Raw genomic sequence first — 24,321 nt, forward strand, 5'->3', positions numbered from 1 at the left:
CACTTACGCCGACGGCCCGATCGGGGCGCCGAGCGTGTCGGCCACCTCCTGCTGCAGCCGGTCGGCCATCCTCTGCCGCCCTTCGCCGTTGAGGTGGACGATGTCGGTGAACAGGGGGCGGGTGTCCTCGGCGAACAGGCCGCCGAGATCCCGGACCGCGAAGGCCGCCTCGGTGCCGGCCTCGGCGTGGAGCCGGTCGAGGACGCCCGCGAAGCGCGCGTATTGCCGGTCGAGATAGGCCAGGAACTCGCCGGAGGCGGCGCCGGCCTCGTCGCCCGCGCGCTCGACTTTCCGGACGACGCTGGGCTGGAGCAGGAACCGGATCGGCGCTCCGATGCCCGGTGCCAGCCGCGCCACGCGCTTCAGCGCCAGCTCGAACTGCCGCACCACCTCCCATTCCCAGATGTCCGACTGCCAGTTCGTCAGCGCCCGCAGGTTCTCCAGCCGCCCGAAGATCATCTCCTGCAGCCGCTCGTAGGACAATTCGGGGGCATCCCCGCCCGTCTTCCGGGGATCGAAGACGAAGTCGTAGAGGCACTCGGTGGCGAAGTGGTTGTACGGGTAGCCCGCCCGCGGATCGAAGCTCCAGGGTTGAAAGATGTCGGTGGCCCCGCCGACGATCAGGATCACGTCCGGCTGAAGATCCATGAGCCGCGTGGTGATCAGGGCGACCATCTGGTTCAGACAGGCCGAGACCGCGCCGAAATCGTACACCCGGGCACCCGGGCCGTGGACCTGCTTGAGCCCGGATTCGAGGCGGCCCGGGATGGTGTCGGCGAAGGTCTGCCCCTCGACCAGGGTGCTGTCGCCGACCACGAACACCCGCAGCGTCTCGGCGGCGGACCGTCCCTCCACGGGTCCGTCGTTGCGGTAGCCCAGCGCATCGTAGCGCCAGCCGGTCTCCGATGGGGCTGCCAGCGGCTTACCGGCGAACTGCACGTAGGGGGCGGGGAAGCGGATGTTCGCGTCGAAGCTCTGGAAGTTCTTCAGGAACTTCTGCCGGCGGGCGTGATCGCTCTCGTCAGATGGCCGCTGGGCCATGGTCCGGCTCCTTCCGGGGGATGGTCGATCATGAACGGGCCTCGCCGGCTCGTCCCGCAGCCGCTCCGATCAGCGCCGGAACGTCGCGTGGTTGTCCAGGAACCACCGGTAGGTCTGACGTAGGCCCTCCTCCAGGCCGATCTCCGGCCGCCAGCCCATGGCTTTCAGGCGCGACACGTCCATCAGCTTGCGCGGGGTGCCGTCCGGCTTGGCGGCATCGAAGTCCAGCGCGCCTTCGTAGCCGATGACCCGGGCCAAAGCCTCGGCCAGTTCGCGGATCGTGCAGTCCTCGCCAGTCCCGACATTGATGTGCGACAGGTCGGGCCGGGTGTTGGCCGCGTAGACGTCGTCCGCCATCTCCATCACGAACACGCTGGCGCGGGCCATGTCGTCCACGTGCAGGAATTCCCGCATGGCGCGGCCGGTGCCCCAGACCGTGACGGTCGGGCGTCCCTCGTCCTTCGCCTCGTGCAGGCGGCGCATCAGCGCCGGGAGGACGTGGGCGTTCTCGGGATGGAAGTTGTCGTTCGGACCGTACAGGTTGGTCGGCATCACGCTGCGGTAGCGCCGCCCGTACTGGCGATTGTAGCTCTCGCACATCTTGATGCCGGCGATCTTGGCGATGGCGTAAGGCTCGTTGGTCGGCTCCAGCACCCCCGTGAGCAGCGCGTCCTCGCGCATCGGCTGCGCCGCGTGCTTCGGGTAGATGCACGACGAGCCGAGGAACAGCAGGCGGTCGACATCGGCGACATGCGCCGCATGGATGAGGTTCGACTGGATCAGCAGGTTCTCGTGGATGAACTCCGCCGGGTAGGTGTTGTTGGCGTGGATGCCGCCGACCTTGGCGGCGGCGAGATAGACCTGGTCGATCCGGTGCTCGGCGAAGAAGCGACGGACCGCCGCTTGGTCGAGCAGGTCCAGCGCGCTCCGGTCCGCGGTGAGAATGCGCTCGTGGCCCATGTCGCGCAGGCGGCGCACGATGGCCGAACCCACCATGCCCCGATGGCCCGCCACGAAGATGGTCTGCGTTCGACCGTCCATGCTGCCTTCAGCCCCTCGCGTATCGTTCGTTCGCCGGGGCTCTGTACCCCATTCCGGCGCGCAACCGCCGCGCGGGAGGCCTTTTTACGGGGCGCATGGCGGAGCCGCAACGCTGCAGGCGAATCGGTCCGATCACAGGATCTGAACGCTTCGCCCCACGCGAAAGGCCGGATCAGCATGTCTGCCCGTGGACGTGTCGCGCCTGCGCTTCACAATCGCGCGCCGCCGAGGCGACCGCACACCTTGCCGACCGACCGTGCTGACACCGCCGGTGGGATATCGAGGCGGGCCGCGGGGTCCGGTCCCGCCGGCGCGGTCCGAAGCCTCGAGGATCCACGCGCCACGGCATTTTTCGATCTTGCGCAACGGGAAACCGCCGCGCTAGTGTCAAGTCATGTTGACACTCGCGGTTGACCAGAGGGTTGCGCACGAGACGGATCCGCGGCCCCATGCGGTGGTCGTCGGCTCGGGCTTCGGGGGCCTCGCCGCGGCGGTGCGGCTCGGTGCGCGGGGCTATCGGGTCACCGTGCTGGAGCGCCTGACCCAGCCGGGGGGCCGGGCGCGGGTCCACCGGCAGGACGGGTTCACCTTCGATGCCGGACCGACCATCGTCACGGCCCCGCAGCTCTTCGAAGAGCTGTGGACGCTGGCCGGGCGCCGGCTCTCCGAGGACGTGACGCTGGTCCCGATGGACCCGTTCTACCGGATCCGCTTCGCCGACGGCTCTTCCTTCGCCTACAGCGGCGATACCGAGCGCATGCGCGCGGAAGTGGCCCGCTTCGCCCCCGACGACGTGGCGGGCTACGAGCGCTTCATGGCCCACAGCAGGGCGGTCTGCCGCATCGGTTTCGAGCAGCTCGGCCACGTCCCGTTCGGAAGCGTCGGGTCGATGCTGAAGATCGCCCCCGACCTGCTGCGCCTGTCCGGACATCGCCCGGTCTACGACGTGGTGGCCCGCTTCATCCGCGACGAGCGGCTGCGCACGGTGTTCAGCTTCCACCCGCTGCTCATCGGCGGAAACCCCTTCCGGGCGAGCGCGATCTACTGCCTGATCGCCGACCTGGAGAGGCGCTGGGGCGTCCATTTCGCCATGGGCGGCACCGGCCAGCTGGTCGACGGCCTGGTGCGGCTGATCCGGGGTCAGCGCGGGCGGGTGCGCCTCGGCGTCGACGTCGCGCGGATCCGCGTTGCCGGTGGGGCCGCCACGGGGGTCGAGCTGCAGGGTGGCGAGACCGTCGCGGCTGACCTCGTGGTCTCCAACGCCGATTCGGCGGTGACGCACGCGCGGCTCCTGCCGGAGGCGCAGCGCTGGAGCCCGGGCCGGTTCCGCCGCGCCCGATCCTCGATGGGCCTGTTCGTCTGGTACTTCGGCACCAAGCGCCGCTTTCCGGAGGTGGATCACCACACGATCGTCCTCGGGCCGCGCTATCGCGGGCTGCTCGCCGACATCTTCGACCGGAAGGTGCTGGCCGACGATGCGAGCCTCTACCTGCACCGGCCCACCGCCACCGACCCGAGTCTCGCGCCGCCGGGATGCGACGCGTTCTACGTGCTGGCGCCGGTGCCGAACCTCGCGGGCGGCCAGGACTGGCGGGCGCTCGCGGAACCGTACCGGCGGCGGATCGCCCGGATCCTGGAGACCAGCGTGATGCCGGGCCTGTCCGAGGCCATCGTCACCTCGAAGGTGACGACGCCGCAGGAATTCCAGGACGATTTCCAGAGCTACCGCGGCTCCGGTTTCGGACTGGAGCCCGTGCTGACGCAGTCCGCGTGGTTCCGGCCGCACAACCGGTCGAGCGCCGTGCGCAACCTCTACCTGGTCGGCGCCGGCACCCATCCGGGTGCCGGCCTGCCCGGCGTGCTCTCCTCCGCCCGCATCCTCGACAGCGTGGTCCCCGATGCCCGCGTTACCGCCTGAATTCGCCGCCGCGGCCGACCGCACCGCCTGCCGGGCCGCGATCCGCGCCGGCTCGCGGAGCTTCTTCGCGGCCGGCCGGCTGCTCCCGGGCGACGTGCGCGAGGCTGCCTACGGCCTCTACGCGTTCTGCCGCCTCTCCGACGACCTCGTGGACGAGGCCGCCGACCCCGCCGCCCGGCGTGACGCCGTGGCGCGCCTCGATGACCGGATCGGCCGGGCCTATGCCGGCCGGCCCGCCGACACGCCGGCCGATCGGGCCTTCGCCGAGGTGGTGGCCGCCTACGCGATCCCCGAGGCCCTTCCGCGCGCCCTGATCGAAGGCTTCGCCTGGGACGCGGAGGGACGCCGCTATGCCGATCTCGGCGCGGTGCACGCCTACGCGGCGCGGGTCGCGGGCTCGGTCGGGGCGATGATGGCGCTGATCATGGGCGCCCGCGGGCCGGCGGCCCTCGCCCGCGCCTGCGACCTCGGTGCCGCGATGCAGCTCACCAACATCGCCCGGGACGTCGGCGAGGACGCCCGCATGGGCCGCCTCTACCTGCCGCTGGACTGGATGGCGGAGGCGGGGCTCGATCCGGACACCTTCCTGGCCGATCCGCGACCGAGCCCGGCTTTGGCCGGCATCGTGGCCCGTCTGCTCGCCGAGGCGGACCGGCTCTACGCCCGCGCCGAGGCCGGGATCGAGGCCCTGCCGCCCCGCTGCCGCCCGGCGATCCGCGCCGCGCGTCTGATCTACGCCGAGATCGGCCGCGTCGTCGCCGCGCAGGGCTATGATTCGGTCACCGGCCGCGCGCGGGTCGACTTCGACCGGAAGCTGGCCCTGATCGTCCGTGCGACGCGGGCGACCGCGGGCGGTGCCGATCCCGCGGCGCCGGCGCTGCCGGAGGCCGCCTTCCTGATCGCGGCGGTGATGTCCCAGCCGCAGGGCTCGGCGGTCCCGCGTCAGGCCTTGCGGCCCTGGTGGGACGTGGGCGGCCGGGTGGTGCACGTGCTCGACCTGATCGAGCGGATGCGCGAGCGCGAAGCGTTCGGCCGCTCGGCGCCGTCCTGAGATTCGGGGATGGGCGACACCCTGTTCGCGGCCTTCGATCTCGGCCTCGCCTTCGCGGTGGTGTTCGGGCTGGGGCTCTGGCAGCTCCTGGCCGTCCGCCGGAGCATCCGCCGGGATCGGGAGGGCGGGCCGGAGTGAGGCCTGGCGAAGTCTGGACGCGCCCGGTCACGCGATCTCAGCCAATCTAGGGGCGCCGCAGCTCCGGGGCCCGTTGCTTCGTGTCCGAAGACGGCGTGGGCCCTGCATCCCGCGTGCCCGGTCGGGACGTCGGCTGACGGCTGCCCGCCATGCTTCGCAGTTCCGGTTCGACCCGATCACGCACGGGCCACCACGTCACCCTGGAGCAAGCACTCCGTCGTCCGCCCGTCCGCGGAGCCCGGTCCGATTCGGAACGCCGCCGCCTCCCTGGCGGGTGAACAGGTCGGCCGGATCGCGGCCGACATCACCTCATTGCAAGTGCCGGGCATAGGTCTCCCCTGCCGCCGCCTTCAGGGCGGCCCCCGCCTCGCGGCCGATGCGCTCGGCCTCCGCGGCCGGTCCCGCACGGGACACCGACCAGTGGCGGCTGCCGTCCGGCAGGAACAGAAGGCCGTCGAGCGACAGGGTCTCGCCGTCGATCCGCGCCAGGGCGGCGATCGGCGTGCGGCAGGACCCGTCGAGCTCCGCCAGGAGCGCCCGCTCGGCCGCGATCGCCGTGGTGGTGCGGGCGCAGGCGATCGGCGCCAGCAGGTCGCGGACCGCGCCGTCATCCACGCGACACTCGATCCCGAGGGCGCCCTGCGCCACCGCGGGGAGCATCTCCTCGACGGGGAGGACGCTGCGCGCCATGCCCTCCAGGCCCAGGCGCTGGAGGCCGGCGAGGGCGAGGAGCGTCGCGTCGCATTCGCCGGTTTCGAGCTTGCGCATCCGGGTGTTGGCGTTGCCGCGCAGCGGGACGACGCGCAGGTCCGGTCGGCGCATCAGCACCTGCGCCCCGCGGCGCAGCGACGAGGTCCCGACGCGGGCACCCTCGGGCAGCCCGTCCAGCCCCTCCGCGTGCGGCGACAGGAAGGCGTCCCGCGGGTCGTCGCGCTCGAGGATGCAGGCGATCGTCAGCCCGTCCGGCAGCCAGGTCTCCACGTCCTTCATGGAATGCACGGCGACGTCGACCTCGCCGGCGAACAGGGCCTGCTCCAGCTCCTTGGTGAACAGGCCCTTGCCGCCGATCTCGGAGAGGGGCCGGTCGAGGATCTTGTCGGCCACCGTGGTGACGACGACGAGTTCCGTTTCCAGCCCGGGATTGGCCGCCACGATCCGGTCGCGCACCATCCCGGTCTGCGCGAGCGCCATCGGGGAGCCGCGGGTGCCGATGCGCAGGGGACGGTTCAACATCTGGTTCCGGGTCGGCTCGCTGGACGGGAATAGCCTTATAGACCGGGCGTCGCGCCAAGCCACGGTCCGGTTCACGCTTCGGACTGCCGGTATCGGACCGGTGTCACCGGGCGAGGGCCGCCGCGCTTTCGCCGGACTGGGCGTTCAGAGGGCACTTTGCCGAAGTCGTTACGGGTTCGGCGTAAGAGAGCGCGCCGAACGAAACCGACGGCCCGTCTCGATCCCAACGCGGCGGGAACGGCTCGGGCCGGAGGACCGCCGGCTTGCTGAGGCCAAGGTGCATCGCGATGCTCATCCTGCCGAATCGGCGGCAGTTCCTGACGGGGCTGGGGGCGGGGGCCGCCCTCGCGGCCGGGTCGGGCATCTACGCCTTCGACGTCGAGCCGATGCATCGGCTGGTCGTGACCACCTACGCGCCGGCGCTGCCGCGCTGGGATCCGGCGCTGCGGTTGCGCGTGGCCGTGCTGGCGGATTTCCACATCTGCGAGCCGTTCATGCCGTTCGATCGGGTCGCGGAGATCGTCGACGCCACCAACGCGCTGAAGCCCGACCTCATCCTCCTGCTCGGCGACTATCCGGCCGGCAAGATCGCGTGGCGCAAGCTCCCGCTCACCGAGTTCGCGCGGATGATGGACGGCTTGAAAGCGCCGCTGGGCACCCACGCGATCCTCGGCAACCACGATTGGTGGGACGACGAGGCGGTTCAGACCTCCCAGCGCGGGTCGCCGGCGGTAAAGGGCCTTCTGGAGGCGCGCGGGATCCCGGTCCTGGAGAACCAGGCCGTCCGCCTGGTCAAGGACGGGCGGCCGTTCTGGATCGCCGGGCTGGCCGACCAGCAACCCTTCGAGGCGGACTGGACCTCCGTGAGCCTCGCCGACGTGCCGCTGACGCTGCGGGCGGTCACCGATGCGGCGCCGGTGATCCTGATGGCGCACGAGCCCGAGATCTTCCTGACGCTGCCCGACCGCTTCGCGCTGACGCTCGCCGGGCACACCCATGGCGGCCAGGTACGGCTGTTCGGCCGCTCGCCGGCGATCCGCCGGGTCGAGGGCCACGATTATTCCTACGGGCACGTGGTCCAGGACGGCCGCCACATGATCGTATCCGGAGGGTTCGGGATGAGCCGGATCCCGGTGCGCTTCGGCGTACCGCCGGAGATCGTCCTTCTCGAACTCGGACAGGCGGACGCCGCGGCTCCCGCCGCCTGACCGCGCCGGATCGCCGCGCCGCTCGTCATCCGCGCGCCGCCGCGCTAACTCGCCGGCATGCGCGCGCTCCTCCCTCTGCTTGCCCTCGCCGCCCTGGCGGCCAGCCCCGGCTCCGCCGCGTCACAGTCCTGCGACGCGCTCGTCGACCGGGTCACGGCCGAGACCGCGGCCCAGGCCGCCGAACGCCGCAGCGACTACGCGAGCTTCACCGCCGGCCCGGACATGACCCTCACGCTGGCCTGCGGCGAGCCGGAACTATCTTCGGTCGGCGCGCAGTTCCGCGGCGCGAGCCCGCCGGACAGCTATTACGATCTGTTCGGCCGCGCGGGCCACGCGGTCACCGGCATCGACGCGTCGGTCATCACCGAGGCCGCCCACCGGGCCCAGGCCACCGCCACGAAGCTGCGCCACAGCAACGTCGATCTCGGCGGCGCCCGGGTGACCTGCTCGGCGATGGTCTCGCCCGACAAGGGGCCGCTGACCCTGTGCGCGGTCATCGAGCACAGCGACCGGAGCTGAGGCCGACCGAGACGGTCGGCCCGGGCTCAGAGCGGGATGTTGTCGTGCTTCTTCCAGGGCTGCTCCATCGCCTTGGTTCGGAGCATGCCCAGGGCCCGGGCGATCCGGCGGCGGGTCGAGTGCGGCATGATCACCTCGTCGATGTAGCCGCGCTCCGCCGCCACGAACGGCGACAGGAACCGCTCCTCGTACTCGCCGGTGCGGGCCGCGATCTTGTCGGGATTCCCGAGTTCGCTGCGGAAGATGATCTCCACCGCGCCCTTGGCGCCCATCACGGCGATCTGCGCGGTCGGCCACGCGTAGTTCACGTCCGCGCCGACATGCTTTGAGGCCATCACGTCGTAGGCCCCGCCGAAGGCCTTCCGGGTGATGAGCGTGACCAGCGGCACCGTCGCCTGCGAGTAGGCGAAGAGCAGCTTGGCGCCGTGCTTGATCAGCCCGCCGTATTCCTGCGCCGTCCCCGGCAGGAAGCCCGGCACGTCCACGAAGGTGACGATCGGGATGCCGAAGGCGTCGCAGTAGCGCACGAAGCGGGCGGCCTTCCGCGATGCGTCGGAATCCAGGACGCCCGCCAGCACCATCGGCTGGTTCGCCACGAAGCCGACGGTCCGCCCCTCGATCCGGCCGAAGCCGGTGATGATGTTGCGCGCGTAGGCCGCCTGGATCTCGAAGAAGTCGCCCTCGTCCACGACGCGCCGGATCAGCTCGCCCATGTCGTAGGGCTTGTTGGGGTTGTCGGGGATCAGCGTGTCGAGGGATGCGTCGAGGCGGTCGACGTCGTCGAAGCTCTCGATCTCCGGCACCCCGTCGATGTTGTTGGCCGGGAGGAAATCGAGGAGGCGTCGGATCTGCAGGATCGCCTCGACATCGTTCTCGAACGACCCGTCGGCGATCGACGACTTGGTGGTGTGGACCTTGGCGCCGCCGAGTTCCTCGGCGGTCACGACCTCGTTGGTGACGGTCTTCACCACGTCGGGGCCGGTGACGAACATGTAGCTGGTGTCGCGGACCATGAAGATGAAGTCGGTCATGGCCGGCGAGTAGACGTCGCCGCCCGCGCAGGGCCCCATGATCACCGAGATCTGCGGGATGACGCCCGAGGCCATGACGTTGCGGCGGAACACCTCGCCGTAGCCGCCGAGCGCCGCGACGCCCTCCTGGATGCGCGCGCCGCCGGCATCGAAGATGCCGATGATCGGGGCGCGCATCTTCAGCGCCATGTCCTGGACCTTCACGATCTTCTGCGCGTGCGCCTCGGAGAGGGAGCCGCCGAACACCGTGAAGTCCTTCGAGAACAGGAAGACGGTGCGCCCGTTGATCGTGCCCCATCCGGTGACGACGCCGTCACCCGGGATCTTCTGCTTCTCCATGCCGAAATCGGTGGAGCGGTGCTGCACGAACATGTCGAACTCCTCGAACGACCCGTGGTCGAGGAGGAGTTCGATGCGCTCCCGCGCCGTGAGCTTGCCGCGCTTGTGCTGGGCCTCGACCCGCTTCTCACCGCCGCCGAGGCGGGCCTGCGCCCGGCGTTCTTCGAGCTTGTCGAGGATATCCTTCATGGCCGTTCCCGCCCTTCCCCTGCCGGTCGCCTGCGACCCGGATCGGGCCGGGTCCAAGCTTGTGTGTTCGCCGATCGTGCGCCCTTAGCACGCGCCTCCCGGGCGGCAAACAAACGCCGCGCCTGCCGCGATCGGATCTTCGGGGGAGGGGAATGGTGGACGGTGCAGGGATCGAACCTGCGACCTTTCCCGTGTGAAGGGAACGCACTACCGCTGTGCTAACCGTCCGAGCCGGCGCGACGCCTGAGCGCACGCCGCGTGATCGCGCGCCCGAACAGGCGTGGCGACCCGGTGGCGGGCCTTCTAGGGCGCGGCGGGCCGGGACGTCAAGCCGGCTGCATGACGTTCGGAGGCCGGGACGCGCGGTGAGCACGGTGCGCGGCGGGAGGCCGCGTTCCCGGTTCCGCCGCGCCGAGCCGCGAGGTTGACAACGCCGCCGCCACGGTCTGCTGTGCGGCCATGCACGAGGGGCCAACGGGCGCGGAGCCCGGCAGCGACGTGACGGCAGAGGGCCCGGCGGGCTCTGAGCGGCCGCGCGTCGCGATCACCTACTGCACGCAATGCAACTGGCTGTTGCGGTCCGGCTGGATGGCGCAGGAGCTGCTCTCCACCTTCCGCGACGATCTCGGCGAGGTGGCGTTGGTCCCGGGGACGGGCGGCGTCTTCCGCATCGAGATCGGCGGCGTCCTCCTGTGGGAGCGGGTGCGCGACGGCGGCTTCCCCGACGTCAAGGCGCTGAAGCAGCGCGTGCGCGACCACCTCGACCCCGGGCGCGATCTCGGCCATATCGACCGATCATGACGCGAGGGAACAGCGAGGGGCTCGCGGGACGCCGCGCGCCGGGGACGGGCCCCGCTTGAGTCCGGACCAACAGACCGAGGGCGGCGTCCCGGCGGTGATCCCCGCGCGCGGATCGTGGGTGTCGCGGCGGCTTCACCGCTTCCGGAGCAACGGCTTCTCGACGCAGGTCTATCTCATCGCGCTCGTGATCGCGCTGATCGGTCCGGGCCTGCTGTTCACCAGCATCCTGCTGATGCGCTACGCCTCGGCCGAGCGCGCCCGGTTCGAGCAGGACGCGCGGGAGAACGTCCGGGGGATCGGCCTGTCGCTCGACCGCGACACGGCCGGCCTCGTCTCGGTTCTGCAGACGCTGGCGACCTCGCCGCGGATCCGCCAGAGCGACTTCGACGCCTTCGACGCGCAGGCGCGGCTCGTGCGCGAATCGATCGACCTCGACGTCCTGCTGCGCCGCCCCAACGGCCAGGAAGTCGTGAACACCGGGGTGCCGCGCAGCGCGCCGATGCCGCTCGTGGCGCTGCCCTTCGACCAGGAACTGGCGCGGGGCACCCAGCGCGCGATGGTCAGCGGCTACGTGCCGGGCCCGACGCCCGCCGAGGCGACCTACGCGGTGGGCGTCCCCGTGATGATGGACGGCGAGGTCGCCTACATCCTGAGCTTCACCGTTCCGCTCACCCGCCTTCAGGGGATCCTGTCCCGCGAGGTCGTGCCCGGCTGGACCACCGGAATCAGCGATCGCGCCGGGATCGTGCTGGCGCGCCTGCCCGATCCGGACGCCGTCGTCGGCCGTCCGCGGCTCGCGAGCCTTCGGCAGGTCCAGACCGCGACCCCCGGGGTCTGGGAGGGCCAGGATCGCCAGCACAAGCCCGTCGTGGTGATCGAGGCGCGCTCGCGTCTCACCGGCTGGATGGTCGCCACCAGCATCCCCCAGGCGCTGGTCGACGCCCGCGTGCGGCGCTGGATCTGGGCCTTCGCGGGGTTCGGCCTTCTGGTCCTCGCCACCTCGTCGGTGCTGGCGGTGAACCTGTGGTCGCGGGTCTCGCGACCGCTCCGGCTGCTGGCCGCCTCGGGGCCGGCGCTCGCGCGCGGCGAGGCCATCCCGCGGGTCTCGTCGCCGGTGCACGAGATCCAGCGGCTCGGGGCGGTCCTGTCGGACGCGTCCCTGCGCCTGCGCACCCGCGAGGCTGAGCGGGACCGGGCGCTCGCCGACACGCGGCGCGGCCTCACGGCGCTGAGCGAGAGCGAGGCGCGCTTCCGCCACATGGCCGATTCGGCACCGGCCCTGATCTGGATGACCGACGAGACCGGCGCGGTGAGCTTCGCGAACCTGCATTTCGAGCACATGTTCGGGATGCCGACGGCCGAATTCGCCGATGACGGCTGGCACCGGATCATCCACCCGGAGGATCTGAAGACCTTCCGGGAGGCCTTCAGTGAGGCGTTCGACGCGCGCGCCCCGTTCCGGCTGGAAGTCCGGGTGATCGACAAGGCCGGGGTGGTGCGCTGGCTGCAGTGCGAGGGCGTGCCGCGCCTCGACGACGACCAGAACTTCCTCGGCTACACCGGCTGCAACATCGACATCTCGGAGGCGAAGAACGCCGAGGAGCACCTGCTCCTGCTGATCCACGAGCTGAATCACCGGGTGAAGAACACCCTGGCCACGGTGCAATCCATCGCCGCCCAGTCGCTTCGTGGCCTGGAGGGCGCCGAGGCCGACGCAGCCCGGGCCGCCTTCGAGGCGCGTCTCCTGGCGCTCGCCCGCGTCCACGACGTGCTGACAAGGGAGAGCTGGGAGGGCGCGGAGCTGTCGGCGGTGGTGGCCGACGCGATCCGGCCCCTCGACACGGCCGACGGCCGCGCCTCGCGCTTCCGGGTCGTCGGCCCGGCCCTGCGCCTGCCGCCACGCCTCGCCCTCTCGATCGCCATGGCGCTGCACGAACTCGGCACCAACGCGGTGAAGTACGGCGCGCTCTCCGCCGAGGGCGGCGGCGTCGAGATCGCCTGGACCGTGCGGCGCGAGGCCGAGATGCATCTGCACCTGCGCTGGGCCGAGAGCGGCGGGCCGCCGGTGTCGAAACCGACCCGCACCGGGTTCGGCTCGCGGCTGATAGAGCGCAGCCTCGCCCGCGAGCTGGCCGGCGAGGTGACCCTGTCCTACGAGTCGACCGGTGTGGTCTGCACCATCAACGCGCCGGTGCCGCCGCCGGGCCTGATCGAGCGCAAGGGCGTCGCCGCACCGACGCGGATCGCCCCGTTGCCCCTCGCGGGATAGGGGACGGAAGCCCGTCGCCGCTTCGCTCCGCCGGCCGCGTCGGCGCCGCGTTCGCGTGCGTCCGCCGGTCGCTCGCCTCAGTGATAGGGATCGGCGGCGTCGCGCAGCCCGTCGCCCATGAAGTTGAAGGCGAGCACCGTGACCAGCACGGGCAGCACCGGCAGCAGCAGCCACGGGTAGAGCTGCACCGCCGCCAGATTCTGCGCTTCGTTGAGCAGGACGCCCCAGCTCGTCACCGGGGGCCGCAGGCCCAGGCCCAGGAACGAGAGCGCGGTCTCGCCGAGGATCATCGTGGGGATCGACAGGGTCGCCGAAGCGATCAGGTGGCTCATGAAGTTCGGGATCAGATGCCGGCCGATCACCCGTGCGGGAGAGGCCCCCATCAGCTCGGCGGCCTGGACGAAATCCTCCTCGCGCAGCGCCAGGAGCTTGCCGCGCACGGCGCGGGCCAGTCCCGGCCAGTCGAGCAGGCCGAGGATCACCGTGATGCCGAAGAAGATCAGCAGCGGGCTCCAGTTCGGCGGCAGTGCCGCCGACAGGGCGAGCCACAGCGGCAGCTCGGGCAGCGAGCGCACCACCTCGATCAGCCGCTGCACGGCGGCGTCGACGAGGCCGCCGAAATACCCCGCGATCCCGCCGAACAGGAGGCCCAGCGCGAACGAGATCGCCACGCCCACGAGGCCAATCGTCAGCGAGATCCGGGCGCCGTAGACCATGCGGGAGAACAGGTCGCGCCCGAGCTTGTCGGTGCCGTACAAAAACAGCGTGCCGGTCTCCGGCGGGCAGACGAGGTGGACGTCGGCGTGGATGAGCCCCAGCCAGTCGTAGCCGTCGCCGCGGCAGAGGAAGCGCAGGGGCTGCGGATCGGCGCCGTCCACCACGTAGTCCCGGCGGAACGTATCGAGGTCGAGATGGGCCCGGTACGGGTAGACGAACGGACCGACGAACCGCCCGTCGTGGAACAGGTGCACGCCCTGGGGCGGCGCGTAGAGGTAGTCGCCGTTCCGCCGCGCTTGGCCGTAAGGGGCGAGCAGCTCGACGAACGGCACCGTCGTGTAGAGTGCGAGCAGGATCAACGCCGAGGCGACCGCGGGGCGGTGGCGCAGGAACTTGCGCAGGATCAGCCGCCACGCGGAGGCCGAGCCCGCCGGGTTCTCGCCCCGCGCCTCCGGCTCGAACGGGGTGGGGTCGACGAAGTGGTCGGTGGCGGCGGCCCCGTCGCGCATCGCGGATCCGGTCATCGTGGACCCGGTCATCGCAGCCCCATGCGGATGCGCGGATCGAGCCAGACGAGGGTCAGGTCCGAGATCAGCATGCCGACCAGCGTCAGGCTGGCGACGAACATCAGGATGAAGGCCGCCATGAACTGATCCTGGCTGCGCAGCGCGTCGAGGAGCAGCGGACCGACCGTGGGCAGGCTGAGCACCAGCGAGACCAGCACCGAGCCCGAGACGAGATGCGGCAGCAGGTTGCCGATATCGGCCACGAACGGGTTGAGCGACATCCGGAACGGGTATTTCAGCAGCGCCTGCAGCGGCGGCAGGCCCTTGGCGCGGGCCGTGACCGTGTAGGGCTTGGCCAGCTCGTCGAGCAGGTTGGCGCGCATGCGCCGGATCATCGCCGCGGTTCCGCCCAGCCCGATCACCAGCGTCGGCACGACCAGATGCGCCAGGAGCGAGCGGACCTTCTCCCAGGTCCAGGGCTGGTTGGTCAGCGCCGAATCGTAGAGGCCGCCGATCGAGAGCCCGAACCAGCGGTTGGCGTAGAACAGCAGGATCAGCGCCAGCAAAAAGCCGGGCACCGCGAGCCCGACATAGCCGAGCAGCGTCACCACCGCGTCCCCGACCGTGTGCCGGTGGGTGGCGGAGTAGATCGCCGCCGGGATCGCCACGAGATGGACGAAGACAACCGCCGTCAGGTTGATCAGGAGCGTCAGCCAGAGGGCGTCGCCGACAACCTCGGCCACGGGCTTGTCGTACTCGAACGACCAGCCCCAGTCGCCCTGGAGCAGGCCCGAGAAACCCGCCGCGCCCGGCATGACGCCGATCCACATGAGGTATTGCTGCCAGACCGGCCGGTCGAGGCCGTATTGCCGGATCAGCAGCTCGGCCTTGGCGACCGAACTCGCGTCCCCGGTGGCGCGCAGCTCCATGATCCGGTTGGTCAGGTAGTCGCCCGGCGGCAGCTTGATGATGACGAACACCAGCGCCGAGATGGCGAGGAGCGTCAGCGCCATGGTGACGAGGCGCCGGAGGACCACGCCGATCACCGGGCCTCCGCGCGCGTGTCGGCGCCCGTGTCCCAGAACATCTCGTCGAGGCGCTGCACGCCGATCATCGCGGTGGGCTCCCAGGCATAGAGGGCGCGCTTCGGCAGGTTGATCAGGCGGTCGGCACCGACGACGGGCTGGAGCGCGCCCGCCACCGTGCCGATCACCCAGGTGTTCTCCGCGTGGTTCCTGAGCATCGCGCGCCAGATCCCCGCCTGCTTCTCGGCGTCGTCCGTGTCGCGCCATTGACGGTCGAGGTCGAGGAGCTGCCGCACCTCCGGCACGTCGCAGGCCTGGCCGCTCTGACCGTGGCTCTCGACGTTCAGGCTCCAGAGCGGCCACGAATAATGCTCGGCCTGCGCGGGACTCAGCTCCGTCGGCGGCATGATGGCGGTGGGCACCGCGAGGTCGAGCCCCTGGGCGGCCACCATCACGGTGAGTCCGCCGATGGAGCGCCGGTGGAGGTTGGTCCGCTCCTGCGGCTTGGTGATCAGACGTATGCCGACCTCGCGCCAGAACTCGGTGATGAGCAGGAGCGCGTCGAGCACCATCTCGGCTTCGCCGTCGCTCTCCACCACGATCTCGAGCGGGCGCCCGTCCGGCATCAGGCGGGTGCCAGCGCCGTCGCGTCGGTCGAGACCCGCTTCGTCCAGCAGGCGCGCGGCCTGGGCCGGATCGTAGGTGGCGTTGAGCGTCCGGAGTTCGGGGGAGAACAGCGGGCTTTCCGCCACGATCGTGTCGTTGCCCTCGGTGCCGAGGCCGAACAGCAGGGTGTTGTTGAGCGTCCGCCGGTCGATGGCGAGCGACAGAGCCCGGCGGTAGCGCACGTCGCGGTTGAGGGCGCGCAGGACCAGGTCGAGCGTGGTCAGGTTCGGATAGAGCGCGATCTCGGATCCGCGGGCGACGGGCCACAGATTGGTGCGGTAGCGGTGCGCCTTCTCGCCCTCCTTGAGGCTCGGGATGTCGGGCATCGACAGGCCGCGGAACATCAGGTCCGCCTCGCCCGCGTTGGTCTTGGCGACCAAAAGCCCCTGCGAGGCCACGTCCATCACGATGGCGTCGACATAGGGCAGCTGCGTGCCGGCCGTGTCGATCCGGTGGTAGCTGCGGTTGCGCTCGAAGCGGAACCGCGCGGCCGGCGAGCGGGTGCGCGGCACCCAGGCCTGCAGGGTCGGGCAATCCGGATTGTTCAACTCGTAATTGTCGTCGAGGCGGTTGTGCAGGGCCGCCCAGCCGCGCAGCTTCAGCGCCTTCGCCTTGGCGTCGGCCGCCTCCTTGCCGATGGTGCGGGCGTGATAGGGCTTCAGGTAGTGCGACGGGCGGTAGATCAGGGGATCGCGCGGCGCCGCCAGCGCGGGCAGGAACATCGGGTTCGGCCGCTCCCAGGTGTAGCGGACCGTCCGGGCGTCGGGGTACTCGACCTGCGGCGGCTTGCCGTCCACGAGGAAGAAGGCCGGCGGCCCTTCCGGGCTCAGCGCCTTCTCGTTGACGACGTCTTCCCAGTAATAGCGGAAGTCCTCCGCGGTGAACGGATGCCCGTCCGACCAGCGGTGTCCCTCGCGCAGCGTGAAGGTGAAGCGCCCGCCCGCGACATCGACACGCTCCAGCACATCCGGCCGGAGCTTGAGTTCGGAATCGTAGCCGACCAGGCGCGTATAGCCGTAGACCGAGAGATAGCGGACATCCCGCGCCTTGGCGATCAGCGTGCGGATCGTTCCGCCGGCCGTGCCGACCCGGCGGCCGCGGGCGGCCAGGTCGACGACGAAGGGCGATGCGGGCGGGGCGGGGCCGTCGGTGTCGGCCCGGCCGGTGCGGGGCCAGAGAAGCGTGACGCCGAGGCCGGCGAGGAGGGCGCGGCGGGAGATGCCGCTTCCCGCCGACGCCGCGATGGGTGCAGGGCGACACCCGAATGTCGGCGACGCGCCGTTTTCCCGAGTGCCGGCAAGGACTGGAGGCGGGGGGTGTTCGGGATGCGGCCTGCCGGCGGCTCCTCCGCCATCCCCGCCGATCGACACGAAGGGGGAAACGGCGCCGGTGCCGGCCCCGGTCACGATCGAACCTCCGGCGTCCCGGTCCGCAGGGTCACAGAGGTTAGTCGCGCCGGTGAATAGCCCGTCGCCCGGTGCAGGTCGTCGAAGGCGTGGGACCGCGCGATCAGCCCGCCCGCCCGGCGCAGGAGGGCATCGTCCGCCGGCTGCTCGAAGGCACGGCCGTTCCGCGTCCAGCGGATCGGCTCCGGGCTCCCCGCGGGTCCGGTGATCATCGCGATGGTCGGATGGGCCGGGCCGCCATGGGCGTGGATCCGGTGCGCGGCCGCGTCGTCGTCGAACAGCAGCCGGGTGAGGCCGCGGGCATGTGCCTCCACGACCCGCCGCCCCTGGGCCACGTGATCGTCGAAGAACGCCACCGTGCGGCTCGGATCCACCGCGGACCAATCCGCACTCGACCAGTCGGCGGAGCTGTAGCGCGCTCGGGCGTCCCGGTACTGCAGTCCCGACAGGTCGGGGTCGTGGCAGAAGATCGCGGCGCCCGGGCAGGCCTGCCGGATCACCCAGGTAGTCAGCCCCCGGAACACGCCCGACTCGATCACGAAGTCCGGTCTCAGCGCGCGCATCGCCACGTAGAGCTGAAGGGCGCCGTTGAATCCGCTGCCGCCCCGGCGCTGCCGGACGGGGGCGGTCGGGATCAGCGACCAGAACGTCCGGACCTGTTCGAGAACGTCGCCGTCCGGCGTCAGGCCGGCGGCGGAGAGGTCGCGCTCCAGGATCGCCGCCGCGGATCCGAGCAGCGTCGCGACCTCGCGCTCCGAGGTCGGCCGGTGGCTCCAGTCGGACGCCGCAGGGACGAGATCGTAGCCGAGGCGGTCGAACAGCGGCGACAGCACCCTGCGCCGCAGGCGCTCCAGGATCACGGGGGGGCGCTGCTGCATCACGCGGCCTCCGCGGCCTGCGCGGCCCCGTATCGCACCCGGTGGCCGGCCTCGATGGTCCGCATGGTCCCGGCCTCGTCGGGTGCCAGCCGGTACGGCGCCTCCCAGCGGGACGGGTCGTTCCGGTCGCCAGCGACCGCCGCGAAGTCGAGGGGGTGGTCGAGGCTCGGGTCCGGCACCGCGGCGAGCAGCGCCCGGGTGTAGGGATGCATGGGTCGGCGGAACAGGGCGGCGCGGGGGGCCTCCTCGACGATCCGGCCCCGGCACATAACGCTGATCGTGTCGGCCATGTAGTCGATCACCGCCAAGTTGTGGGACACGATGAGGTAGGACAGCCCTAGAGCCGCCTGGAGGTCCTTGAGCAGGTTCAGGATCTGCGCCTGCACCGATACGTCGAGGGCCGAGACCGGCTCGTCGAGCACGAGCAGGCGCGGCTTCGCCGCCAGCGCCCGGGCGATGCCGATGCGCTGGCGCTGCCCCCCCGAGAAGGCGTGCGGGTAGCGCCCGAGGCCGCCCGGCTCCAGGCCGACCATCGCCATCAGGGCGCGGCAGCGCTCCCGACGCTCCGCCGCCGGGACCCCGTGGATCTCCATCGGCTCGGACAGGATCTGGCGCACCGTCATGCGCGGATCCAGCGAGGCGTAGGGGTCCTGGAACACGAACTGGACCGTGCGCCGATAGGCGAACAGAGCGTCGCCGGAGAGGCCGTGGACGTCCCGCGGGCCGCCGCCGTCGTCGAACAGGATCCGGCCGGAATCCGGCTGAAGCGCGCGCATGATCATCTTCGAGACCGTGGTCTTGCCCGAGCCCGACTCGCCGACGAGGCCGAGAGTCTCGCCGGTCTTCAGGACCAGCGACACGTCGGAGACCGCGTGCACGACCCGCGGCTTCTGCCAGAACCGACCCGACCGCAGGGTGAAGCTCTTGGTCACGCCCTCGACCTGGAGGAGGGGACCGTCGAGGGGCGCGCGCAGCTGCGTCGGCGGGATCTCGGCCCGCGCCGGGCGGATCGGGGTCAGCCGCTCGTCCGGCGCCATGTCGAAGCGCGGCACGGCCCGGAGGAGCGCCTGAAGATAGGCGTGGCCGGGGACGCGCATCACCGTATCGCGCGGCCCGGCCTCGACGAGGCGACCGCGATAGAGCACCGCCACGTCGTGGGCGATGTTGGCGACCACGCCGAGATCGTGGGTGATCAGCAGGATCGCCATGCCGGTCTCCTCCTGGAGCCGGGCCAGCAGGGCGAGGATCTGGGCCTGAGTGGTGACGTCGAGCGCCGTGGTCGGCTCGTCGGCGACCAGCAGGGCGGGCTTGAGGATCAGCGCCATGGCGATCATGGCGCGCTGGCGCAGGCCCCCCGACAGCTCGAACGGGTAGGTCCGGAGGGCGCGGCGCGGGTCCGGGAAGCCGACGCGGGCGAGCGCCTCCTGCGTCCGCGCATCGGCCTCCCTCCGGTCGGCGCCGGTGTGGATGCGCAGGGCCTCGCCGATCTGGTCGCCGATCGTGTGCAGCGGCGACAGGCAGGTCATCGGCTCCTGGAAGATCATCGCGATGCGCTGCCCGCGGATCGCCCGCATCGCCGGACCCTCGGCGGGCAGTCGTGCGATGTCGGTCTCCGAGGTTCCGTCCCGGAAGAGAATCCGCCCGTTCGTGATGGTGGCGGATGGCGGCAGGATCCGCAGGATCGCCTGCGCGGTCACCGACTTGCCCGATCCCGACTCGCCGACGAGCGCCAGGGTGCGCCCGCGCAGCACGTCGAGGGACAGGCCGTGCAACGCCTCGAACGGTCCGGTCTCGGTGCGGAACGCGACCGCGAGGTCGCGGATGGACAGCAGCGAGCTCACGCGCTCCTCGCGATCTCGGAAACCGGAGAGTTAGACGGTGGCGCCCCGGAGTCCACCGCGACGGGCTCGCACAGGCGACGAAAATCGAGGGGTTGTACCGCGGGATGTCCGAGGAGGAGCGAAAGGAGGTCCTCCACGAAACGCCAGATGGCCGCGTCGTGGGCCAGATGATGGGTCAGCAGGCCCACGGTCCGCCCAGCCGCGATATCGGCCGCGAGCCCCCGCAGCAGCGCGTCCGGATCGGCCAGGGAGCGCCCGCCGCGCCAGTCGATCGGGTCGAGCGTGGCGTCCCACCGCCGGAGGCCCGGGACCGGTGGGCCGGGAACCGCGGAGAGGCCGCGATAGCCGAGATCCGGCAGGACGGCCGCGAGCGACGGCGCCAGCCTGTTCCAGGGCGGCACGAAGACCGGCAGGAGCACCGCCGCCGGCAGACGGTCCCGGGCGATCCGGAAGGCCGCCGCGGCGTCGGCCCGCAGGGCCTCGAAGGGCCTGTGGGCGCCGAACTCCGCCGGCTTCTCCCCGGCCGGGGCATGGTTGCGGTGGGCGAGGCCGTGGATCGCGACGCTCACCCCTCCGGCGCCCTCGATCCGGCGACCGAGGGTGGGTTCCAGCCCGGCCGGGATGGCGGCGAGGAGGAGCGGGACGGCGTGCGCTTCGGCGAGGCCGATCAGGCGGTCGAGGGCCCGGGTCGCGGTCACCGCGTCGTCGTCGCGCCAGAAGAACGGCACCGACCGGTCGGGGGCGGCGGCGGCGTCGAGCGCCCTTCGCACCGCGTCGAACCCGGACCGCCCCGCGCGCCCGGGCGCACTGCGCCCGGCGTGCAGGGCCTCGACGATCGCCACCGAGCGGCGGGCGCCCCCGAGGTCGATCCCGTGCGGGCCGGGCAGGGGTGCAGCGCGTTGCGCGTCCACGGCGCGGAGGAGCGTGTCGCCGGAGACTTCCGCTTCCGGAAGCAGCCGGGCGAGGCCGCGGGCGGCCACGCGTTCCGCGCGCAACCGCTGCTCGGTCTCGCCGCCGGCCTCGAACGGCACCAGCACCGCTGGCGTTCCGGTCGCCAGGAGATCGACCACGGTGTTGTAGCCGCTCTGGCTCACCGAGACGGCGGCGCCGGCCAGAAGCGCCCGGTAGTCGGACCGCGCCCGCGTCACGGTCCCCTCCGGCAGGCCCCGCGCGATCACGGTCAGGGCCGGCTCCGGCACTCCGTGACCCGCCAGGATCCGCCAGCCGAGGTCCGGCCGCCGTCGGGCCGCATCCGCCGCCGTGCGCAGCAGGGTCAGGCCCGCCGGTCCCGATCCGGCGGCAACCAGAACACCCGCGCGGGCGACGGCCGGTCCGGCGCGGTCGCCTTCGTCCACGTAGCCGGTGTAGCGGACCTTCGCGGCCGTAGCGGGATCGAGCGGCCAGGAAGCGTCGAGGGGAGCGAGCGACGGATCGCCGTGCACCAGCACGGCATCGTAGAGGGTCGCCACCCGGTGATGGGCCTGCGCAATCCGCTCCGGCCTCGCGGAGACGACCAGGATGTCGCGCACGGAGGCCAGAACCAGCGGACGCGGTCGGAGGGCGCGGGCAACCTCGACCAGGGCCAGGAACTCCCCTGCGAGCGCCCGCCGCCCGAAGGGAAACAGTTCGGTGAGGACCGCGTCCGGTGCGAACGCCGCGACGGTCTCGATCGTCAGGGCGCGGCGGCGCGCCAGCAGGTCCGGATCGGCGGCGACGCCGTCGGGACCGAGGAGCGTGCCGAAGTCCGTGCCGGCGATCCGCAGCGGCGGCAGCTGCACGAGGCGCACGCCGTCGAGGCGCACCATCGGGGCCGGAACCCCGCCCGACACCAGGACGGCCTCGTGACCGGCTCCCGCGAAGGTTCGGGCCAGCGCCGCGGCCCGGGTGAGATGCCCGGCGCCGAGGAGATGCGTGACCGCAATCAGGACGCGCATGCGGACAATCCCGAGCCGGCCTCCCGTGCCGGAGCCGGCAGACCCGCGGACGCCCGCAGCCGGTCGGCGATCAGCGCCACGGCGGCCTCCTCCGAGAAGTCGCGCACCAGCCGGGCCCGCGCGGCGGTGCCGAGGTTGTGCCGCAGTTCCGGATCCCGCCCGAGCCGCACCAGGGCGGCGGCCAGCGCGGCGGGATCCCCCGCCGGAACCAGCAGGCCGTGGACGCCGGCGGTGATGAATTCCGGGGTGCCCCCGAAGGCGGTCGCCAGGATCGGAAGCGCCTGGCTCGCGGCCTCCATCAGCACGTTCGGAAGCCCGTCCCGGTCGCCCCCCGGAGCCTCCTTGGTCGGCAGGACGAACAGGTCGGCCTCGCGCATCGCCGCGACCACGTCGGGCTGCGGCAGCGCCCCCCGGAACGCGATCCGGCCGGCGAGGCCCTGCGCGCCGACGCGCGCTTCCAGGCTGCGCGCCCGCTCGCCGCCTCCGATCAGCTCGAGGCGCCAGTGCAGGGCGCGGGGGAGGGTGGCGAGGGCGTCGATCAGGTCGTCGTGCCCCTTCTTGGCGACGAGGCGGCCGACGCAGAGCAGCCGGAGCGGCGCCCCCGGATCGGAGCCGTCGCGGGGCTCGCGCCGCGCCGGCGGTGCGGGGAAGCGGCCGAGATCGAGGCCGTGATAGGCGAGCCCCGTCCGGCCCGGGGCCAAGCTCTCGAGGCGGGCCAGCCCGTCCCGGGTGCAGGTCACCCCCCAGGCGGCGTCGCGCAGCTTCTCGGCCAGTTCCCAGTCCGGCGTGGTCCAGATGTCCTTGGCGTGGGCCGAGAAGCTCCAGCTGCGCCCGGTCAGGAGCGCGGCGTAGCGCGCGACGCTGGCGGGGGTGTGGAGGAAATGCACGTGGATGTGGCTCACCCCGTCCGGCAGCTCGCGGGCGAGCACCAGGGCCTGCCCGAGGCGGCGCAGGCGCGACACCGAGGGGTCGCGCCGCAGGTCGCGGGCGAAGAGGGCGAGGAGCGCGGGCAGGCACGGCCGCCGCAGGGCGGCGGCGAGGCCGCGCAACACCCGCACAGGCGCCGTGTGCAGGTATTCCGGCAGGTAAGCCACCGGGGCGCGGATCTGCCGATGCATCGGATGGCGGGCGCGGTCGCCCTGGCGCAGCGACCAGATCTCCAGCGGCAGGCCGCGCCGCTCAAGCGCCAGCACCTCCTGGGCGATGAAGGTCTCGGACAGCCGCGGGTAGCCCTTCAGCACCACGGCGATCCGGCCGGCCCTCACGAGAAGGCCCGCAGCGACGGCCGGTCGGCGCCGGCCCCGGCTAGGGCCCGGACCCGGCGCGCCACCGCGTCGAGCCCGTCGAGCAGGCCCGGCACCAGGACCCGCGACGGCTCGGTCTGATCCGGAAGGGCGCGCAGCGCCGCGGCCATCCGCGCCGGGGACCGCCCGTCCGACTCCATCAGGACCCGCACGAGACCCAGACGCTCCGCGGCCAGCGCGCGGATCGCCTGCTCCCGGCGAGGCTCCGTTCGGGGGACGAGGATGGCGCGCCGGTCGAAGGAGAGGATCTCGCAGAACGTGTTGTAGCCGCCCATCGCCACCACGCCCGCGGCCTTGCGCATCAGGAACTCGATCTCGCTGTCGAAGGTGATGGCGGCGAGCCGGCCGGCAAGCGGGCGGATGCGCGCCGCGAAACCCTCGCGGTCGGCGGCTTCGAGGAACGGCCCGAACGCGATGAGCGCGGGGAGCGGAATCCCGGGATCGGCTTCGTAGGCGGCGATCACCCAGTCGATCAGCGCCGCCCCGTCGCCGCCGCCGCCGGGGGTCACGAGGATGAAGGGCCCATCCGCCATGGCGGGCTCCTCGCGGCCGGCGCGGCATTCCGGGAGGTCCCGGCGGAGATAGCCGGTGTAGGTCAGCCGGGCGTCGATCCGCGCGGCCATCGCGAGGTCGAGCGGCAGTGCCGCCAGGGGCGCGTGGATGCGGCTGAGGCCGTAGACCCAGATCTCGTCGTAGAACCGCGCCATCGTCTCGACCGCGCCCTTGCGCTCCCATTCCGGCACAAGCCGGTCGGCATCGTCGAGCACGTCGCGCAGGCCGAGGACCAGCCGGACCCCGCGGGCGGAGGCGGCTTCCAGGACCGGCATCAATTCACCCTGAAAGCCCGACGGCTCCTTGTCGACGAGGATCACGTCGGGCCGGAACGCCTCGCAGGCCCGGGCGATCACCGCCGAGCGCTGCGCGACGGTGATCGCCAGGGGGATCGACGCGTCAAGGCTGGCGTAGTTGCCGTCGGGGAACTTGGTGACCGGCGGCAGCCGGACCGTCCGCACGCCCGGCGCGAAGGCGAACCGGTCGATCACCGGCGACCCGGAGACGATCATCGCCCGCGACCCACGGTTGCGCGACACGATCGCGTTCGCGATCGCCCGCGAGCGGCGCAGGTGGCCGAGCCCGAAGGTGTCGTGGCTGTAGATCAGGACACGGCAGGCGGGGGTCGGCTCGTCCACGCGCATCGAGAATGACCGCCTTGGTTGACGGCGCGAGGATCGCAGCCGCCGCCCTCTCGCACAAGCTGCGTCGTGC

At 72.0% G+C, this 24,321-nt stretch carries 19 protein-coding genes and 1 tRNA gene; 7 read left to right on the plus strand and 13 right to left on the minus strand.

Annotation, left to right across the window (positions count from 1 at the left end; translation table 11 throughout):
* Positions 1-3: 3 nt before the first annotated feature.
* Positions 4-1,041 carry an SGNH/GDSL hydrolase family protein gene (locus tag MKL01_RS25535; protein WP_243907967.1) on the minus strand — a complete coding sequence of 346 codons (1,038 nt, stop codon included), beginning with the start codon at positions 1,039-1,041 and terminating at the stop codon, positions 4-6.
* 69 nt (positions 1,042-1,110) lie between these two features.
* The gene (locus MKL01_RS25540; protein ID WP_243907968.1) at positions 1,111-2,082 is read right to left on the minus strand and encodes a GDP-L-fucose synthase family protein; all 972 of its coding nucleotides are present in this window, start codon (positions 2,080-2,082) and stop codon (positions 1,111-1,113) included.
* Between the two features lie 394 nt (positions 2,083-2,476).
* Here MKL01_RS25540 and MKL01_RS25545 point away from each other — a divergent pair, with 394 nt between their 5' ends.
* The 3 genes from MKL01_RS25545 to MKL01_RS35830 are packed head-to-tail and all read left to right on the plus strand — an operon-like array spanning position 2,477 to position 5,189.
* On the plus strand, positions 2,477-4,000 hold the full coding sequence (locus MKL01_RS25545; protein ID WP_243907969.1) for a phytoene desaturase: 1,524 nt from the start codon (positions 2,477-2,479) through the stop codon (positions 3,998-4,000).
* Positions 3,981-5,051, plus strand: a complete 1,071-nt coding sequence (locus MKL01_RS25550) for a phytoene/squalene synthase family protein (RefSeq protein WP_243907970.1) — start codon at positions 3,981-3,983, stop codon at positions 5,049-5,051. Before MKL01_RS25545 ends, MKL01_RS25550 begins: the two co-directional genes overlap by 20 nt.
* 9 nt (positions 5,052-5,060) lie before the next feature.
* Positions 5,061-5,189: a hypothetical protein gene (locus tag MKL01_RS35830; RefSeq protein WP_279604875.1), complete on the plus strand. Its 129-nt coding sequence runs from the start codon at positions 5,061-5,063 to the stop codon at positions 5,187-5,189.
* Positions 5,190-5,498: 309 nt separating this feature from the next.
* Here the strand turns inward: MKL01_RS35830 and hemC are convergent, their stop codons facing one another.
* Positions 5,499-6,422 carry a hydroxymethylbilane synthase gene (hemC, locus tag MKL01_RS25555; protein ID WP_243907971.1) on the minus strand — a complete coding sequence of 308 codons (924 nt, stop codon included), beginning with the start codon at positions 6,420-6,422 and terminating at the stop codon, positions 5,499-5,501.
* A 287-nt stretch (positions 6,423-6,709) separates the two neighbouring features.
* Between hemC and MKL01_RS25560 the strand changes: the two genes are divergently transcribed.
* Positions 6,710-7,630: a metallophosphoesterase gene (locus MKL01_RS25560; protein WP_243907972.1), complete on the plus strand. Its 921-nt coding sequence runs from the start codon at positions 6,710-6,712 to the stop codon at positions 7,628-7,630.
* A gap of 57 nt (positions 7,631-7,687) precedes the next feature.
* Positions 7,688-8,149, plus strand: coding sequence for an ABC transporter ATPase (locus MKL01_RS25565; protein WP_243907973.1), 462 nt, complete (start codon positions 7,688-7,690; stop codon positions 8,147-8,149).
* Between the two features lie 26 nt (positions 8,150-8,175).
* On the opposite strand, the gene MKL01_RS25570 is transcribed toward MKL01_RS25565, so the two are convergent.
* A complete protein-coding gene (locus MKL01_RS25570; protein ID WP_243907974.1) occupies positions 8,176-9,708 on the minus strand; it encodes an acyl-CoA carboxylase subunit beta in 1,533 nt (510 codons plus the stop codon).
* Between the two features lie 153 nt (positions 9,709-9,861).
* Positions 9,862-9,936, minus strand: a tRNA-Val gene (locus tag MKL01_RS25575).
* Positions 9,937-10,167: 231 nt separating this feature from the next.
* Between MKL01_RS25575 and MKL01_RS25580 the strand changes: the two genes are divergently transcribed.
* On the plus strand, positions 10,168-10,509 hold the full coding sequence (locus MKL01_RS25580) for a SelT/SelW/SelH family protein (protein ID WP_243907975.1): 342 nt from the start codon (positions 10,168-10,170) through the stop codon (positions 10,507-10,509).
* A gap of 55 nt (positions 10,510-10,564) precedes the next feature.
* Entirely contained in the window at positions 10,565-12,778 is a 2,214-nt protein-coding gene (locus MKL01_RS25585) for a sensor histidine kinase (protein WP_243907976.1), read from the plus strand.
* 77 nt (positions 12,779-12,855) lie between these two features.
* Here the strand turns inward: MKL01_RS25585 and MKL01_RS25590 are convergent, their stop codons facing one another.
* From MKL01_RS25590 to MKL01_RS25625, 8 genes are all read right to left on the minus strand, one after another.
* On the minus strand, positions 12,856-14,019 hold the full coding sequence (locus MKL01_RS25590; RefSeq protein WP_243907977.1) for an ABC transporter permease: 1,164 nt from the start codon (positions 14,017-14,019) through the stop codon (positions 12,856-12,858).
* Positions 14,020-14,030: 11 nt separating this feature from the next.
* Positions 14,031-15,047, minus strand: a complete 1,017-nt coding sequence (locus MKL01_RS25595; RefSeq protein WP_243907978.1) for an ABC transporter permease — start codon at positions 15,045-15,047, stop codon at positions 14,031-14,033.
* Positions 15,044-16,936: an ABC transporter substrate-binding protein gene (locus tag MKL01_RS25600; protein WP_243908212.1), complete on the minus strand. Its 1,893-nt coding sequence runs from the start codon at positions 16,934-16,936 to the stop codon at positions 15,044-15,046. Before MKL01_RS25600 ends, MKL01_RS25595 begins: the two co-directional genes overlap by 4 nt.
* A 158-nt stretch (positions 16,937-17,094) precedes the next feature.
* Positions 17,095-17,976 (minus strand): hypothetical protein, encoded by an 882-nt coding sequence (locus MKL01_RS25605; RefSeq protein ID WP_243907979.1) that lies wholly within the window; start codon positions 17,974-17,976, stop codon positions 17,095-17,097.
* Complete coding sequence (locus MKL01_RS25610; RefSeq protein WP_243907980.1) at positions 17,976-19,817, minus strand: ABC transporter ATP-binding protein; 1,842 nt, start codon at positions 19,815-19,817, stop codon at positions 17,976-17,978. The genes MKL01_RS25605 and MKL01_RS25610 overlap by 1 nt, the downstream gene beginning before the upstream one ends.
* On the minus strand, positions 19,814-21,751 hold the full coding sequence (locus MKL01_RS25615) for a glycosyltransferase (RefSeq protein ID WP_243907981.1): 1,938 nt from the start codon (positions 21,749-21,751) through the stop codon (positions 19,814-19,816). Before MKL01_RS25615 ends, MKL01_RS25610 begins: the two co-directional genes overlap by 4 nt.
* The gene (locus tag MKL01_RS25620; RefSeq protein ID WP_243907982.1) at positions 21,739-23,016 is read right to left on the minus strand and encodes a glycosyltransferase family 4 protein; all 1,278 of its coding nucleotides are present in this window, start codon (positions 23,014-23,016) and stop codon (positions 21,739-21,741) included. The genes MKL01_RS25615 and MKL01_RS25620 overlap by 13 nt, the downstream gene beginning before the upstream one ends.
* Entirely contained in the window at positions 23,013-24,251 is a 1,239-nt protein-coding gene (locus tag MKL01_RS25625; RefSeq protein WP_243907983.1) for a glycosyltransferase family protein, read from the minus strand. Before MKL01_RS25625 ends, MKL01_RS25620 begins: the two co-directional genes overlap by 4 nt.
* Positions 24,252-24,321 lie beyond the last annotated feature (70 nt).

The sequence above is a fragment of the Methylobacterium sp. J-070 genome, from assembly GCF_022829385.1.
Classification (GTDB): Bacteria; Pseudomonadota; Alphaproteobacteria; order Rhizobiales; family Beijerinckiaceae; genus Methylobacterium.

Bases quoted from the DNA above. Each gene is read 5' to 3' on its own strand.
- MKL01_RS35830 (WP_279604875.1), top strand. From the start codon at position 5,061: ATGGGCGACACCCTGTTCGCGGCCTTCGATCTCGGCCTCGCCTTCGCG.
- MKL01_RS25560 (WP_243907972.1), top strand. From the start codon at position 6,710: ATGCTCATCCTGCCGAATCGGCGGCAGTTCCTGACGGGGCTGGGGGCG.
- MKL01_RS25570 (WP_243907974.1), bottom strand. From the start codon at position 9,708: ATGAAGGATATCCTCGACAAGCTCGAAGAACGCCGGGCGCAGGCCCGC.
- MKL01_RS25605 (WP_243907979.1), bottom strand. From the start codon at position 17,976: ATGCAGCAGCGCCCCCCCGTGATCCTGGAGCGCCTGCGGCGCAGGGTG.
- MKL01_RS25625 (WP_243907983.1), bottom strand. From the start codon at position 24,251: ATGCGCGTGGACGAGCCGACCCCCGCCTGCCGTGTCCTGATCTACAGC.
- MKL01_RS25590 (WP_243907977.1), bottom strand. From the start codon at position 14,019: ATGACCGGATCCGCGATGCGCGACGGGGCCGCCGCCACCGACCACTTC.
- MKL01_RS25565 (WP_243907973.1), top strand. From the start codon at position 7,688: ATGCGCGCGCTCCTCCCTCTGCTTGCCCTCGCCGCCCTGGCGGCCAGC.
- MKL01_RS25615 (WP_243907981.1), bottom strand. From the start codon at position 21,751: ATGCGCGTCCTGATTGCGGTCACGCATCTCCTCGGCGCCGGGCATCTC.
- MKL01_RS25580 (WP_243907975.1), top strand. From the start codon at position 10,168: ATGCACGAGGGGCCAACGGGCGCGGAGCCCGGCAGCGACGTGACGGCA.
- hemC (WP_243907971.1), bottom strand. From the start codon at position 6,422: ATGTTGAACCGTCCCCTGCGCATCGGCACCCGCGGCTCCCCGATGGCG.
- MKL01_RS25545 (WP_243907969.1), top strand. From the start codon at position 2,477: ATGTTGACACTCGCGGTTGACCAGAGGGTTGCGCACGAGACGGATCCG.
- MKL01_RS25540 (WP_243907968.1), bottom strand. From the start codon at position 2,082: ATGGACGGTCGAACGCAGACCATCTTCGTGGCGGGCCATCGGGGCATG.
- MKL01_RS25535 (WP_243907967.1), bottom strand. From the start codon at position 1,041: ATGGCCCAGCGGCCATCTGACGAGAGCGATCACGCCCGCCGGCAGAAG.
- MKL01_RS25550 (WP_243907970.1), top strand. From the start codon at position 3,981: ATGCCCGCGTTACCGCCTGAATTCGCCGCCGCGGCCGACCGCACCGCC.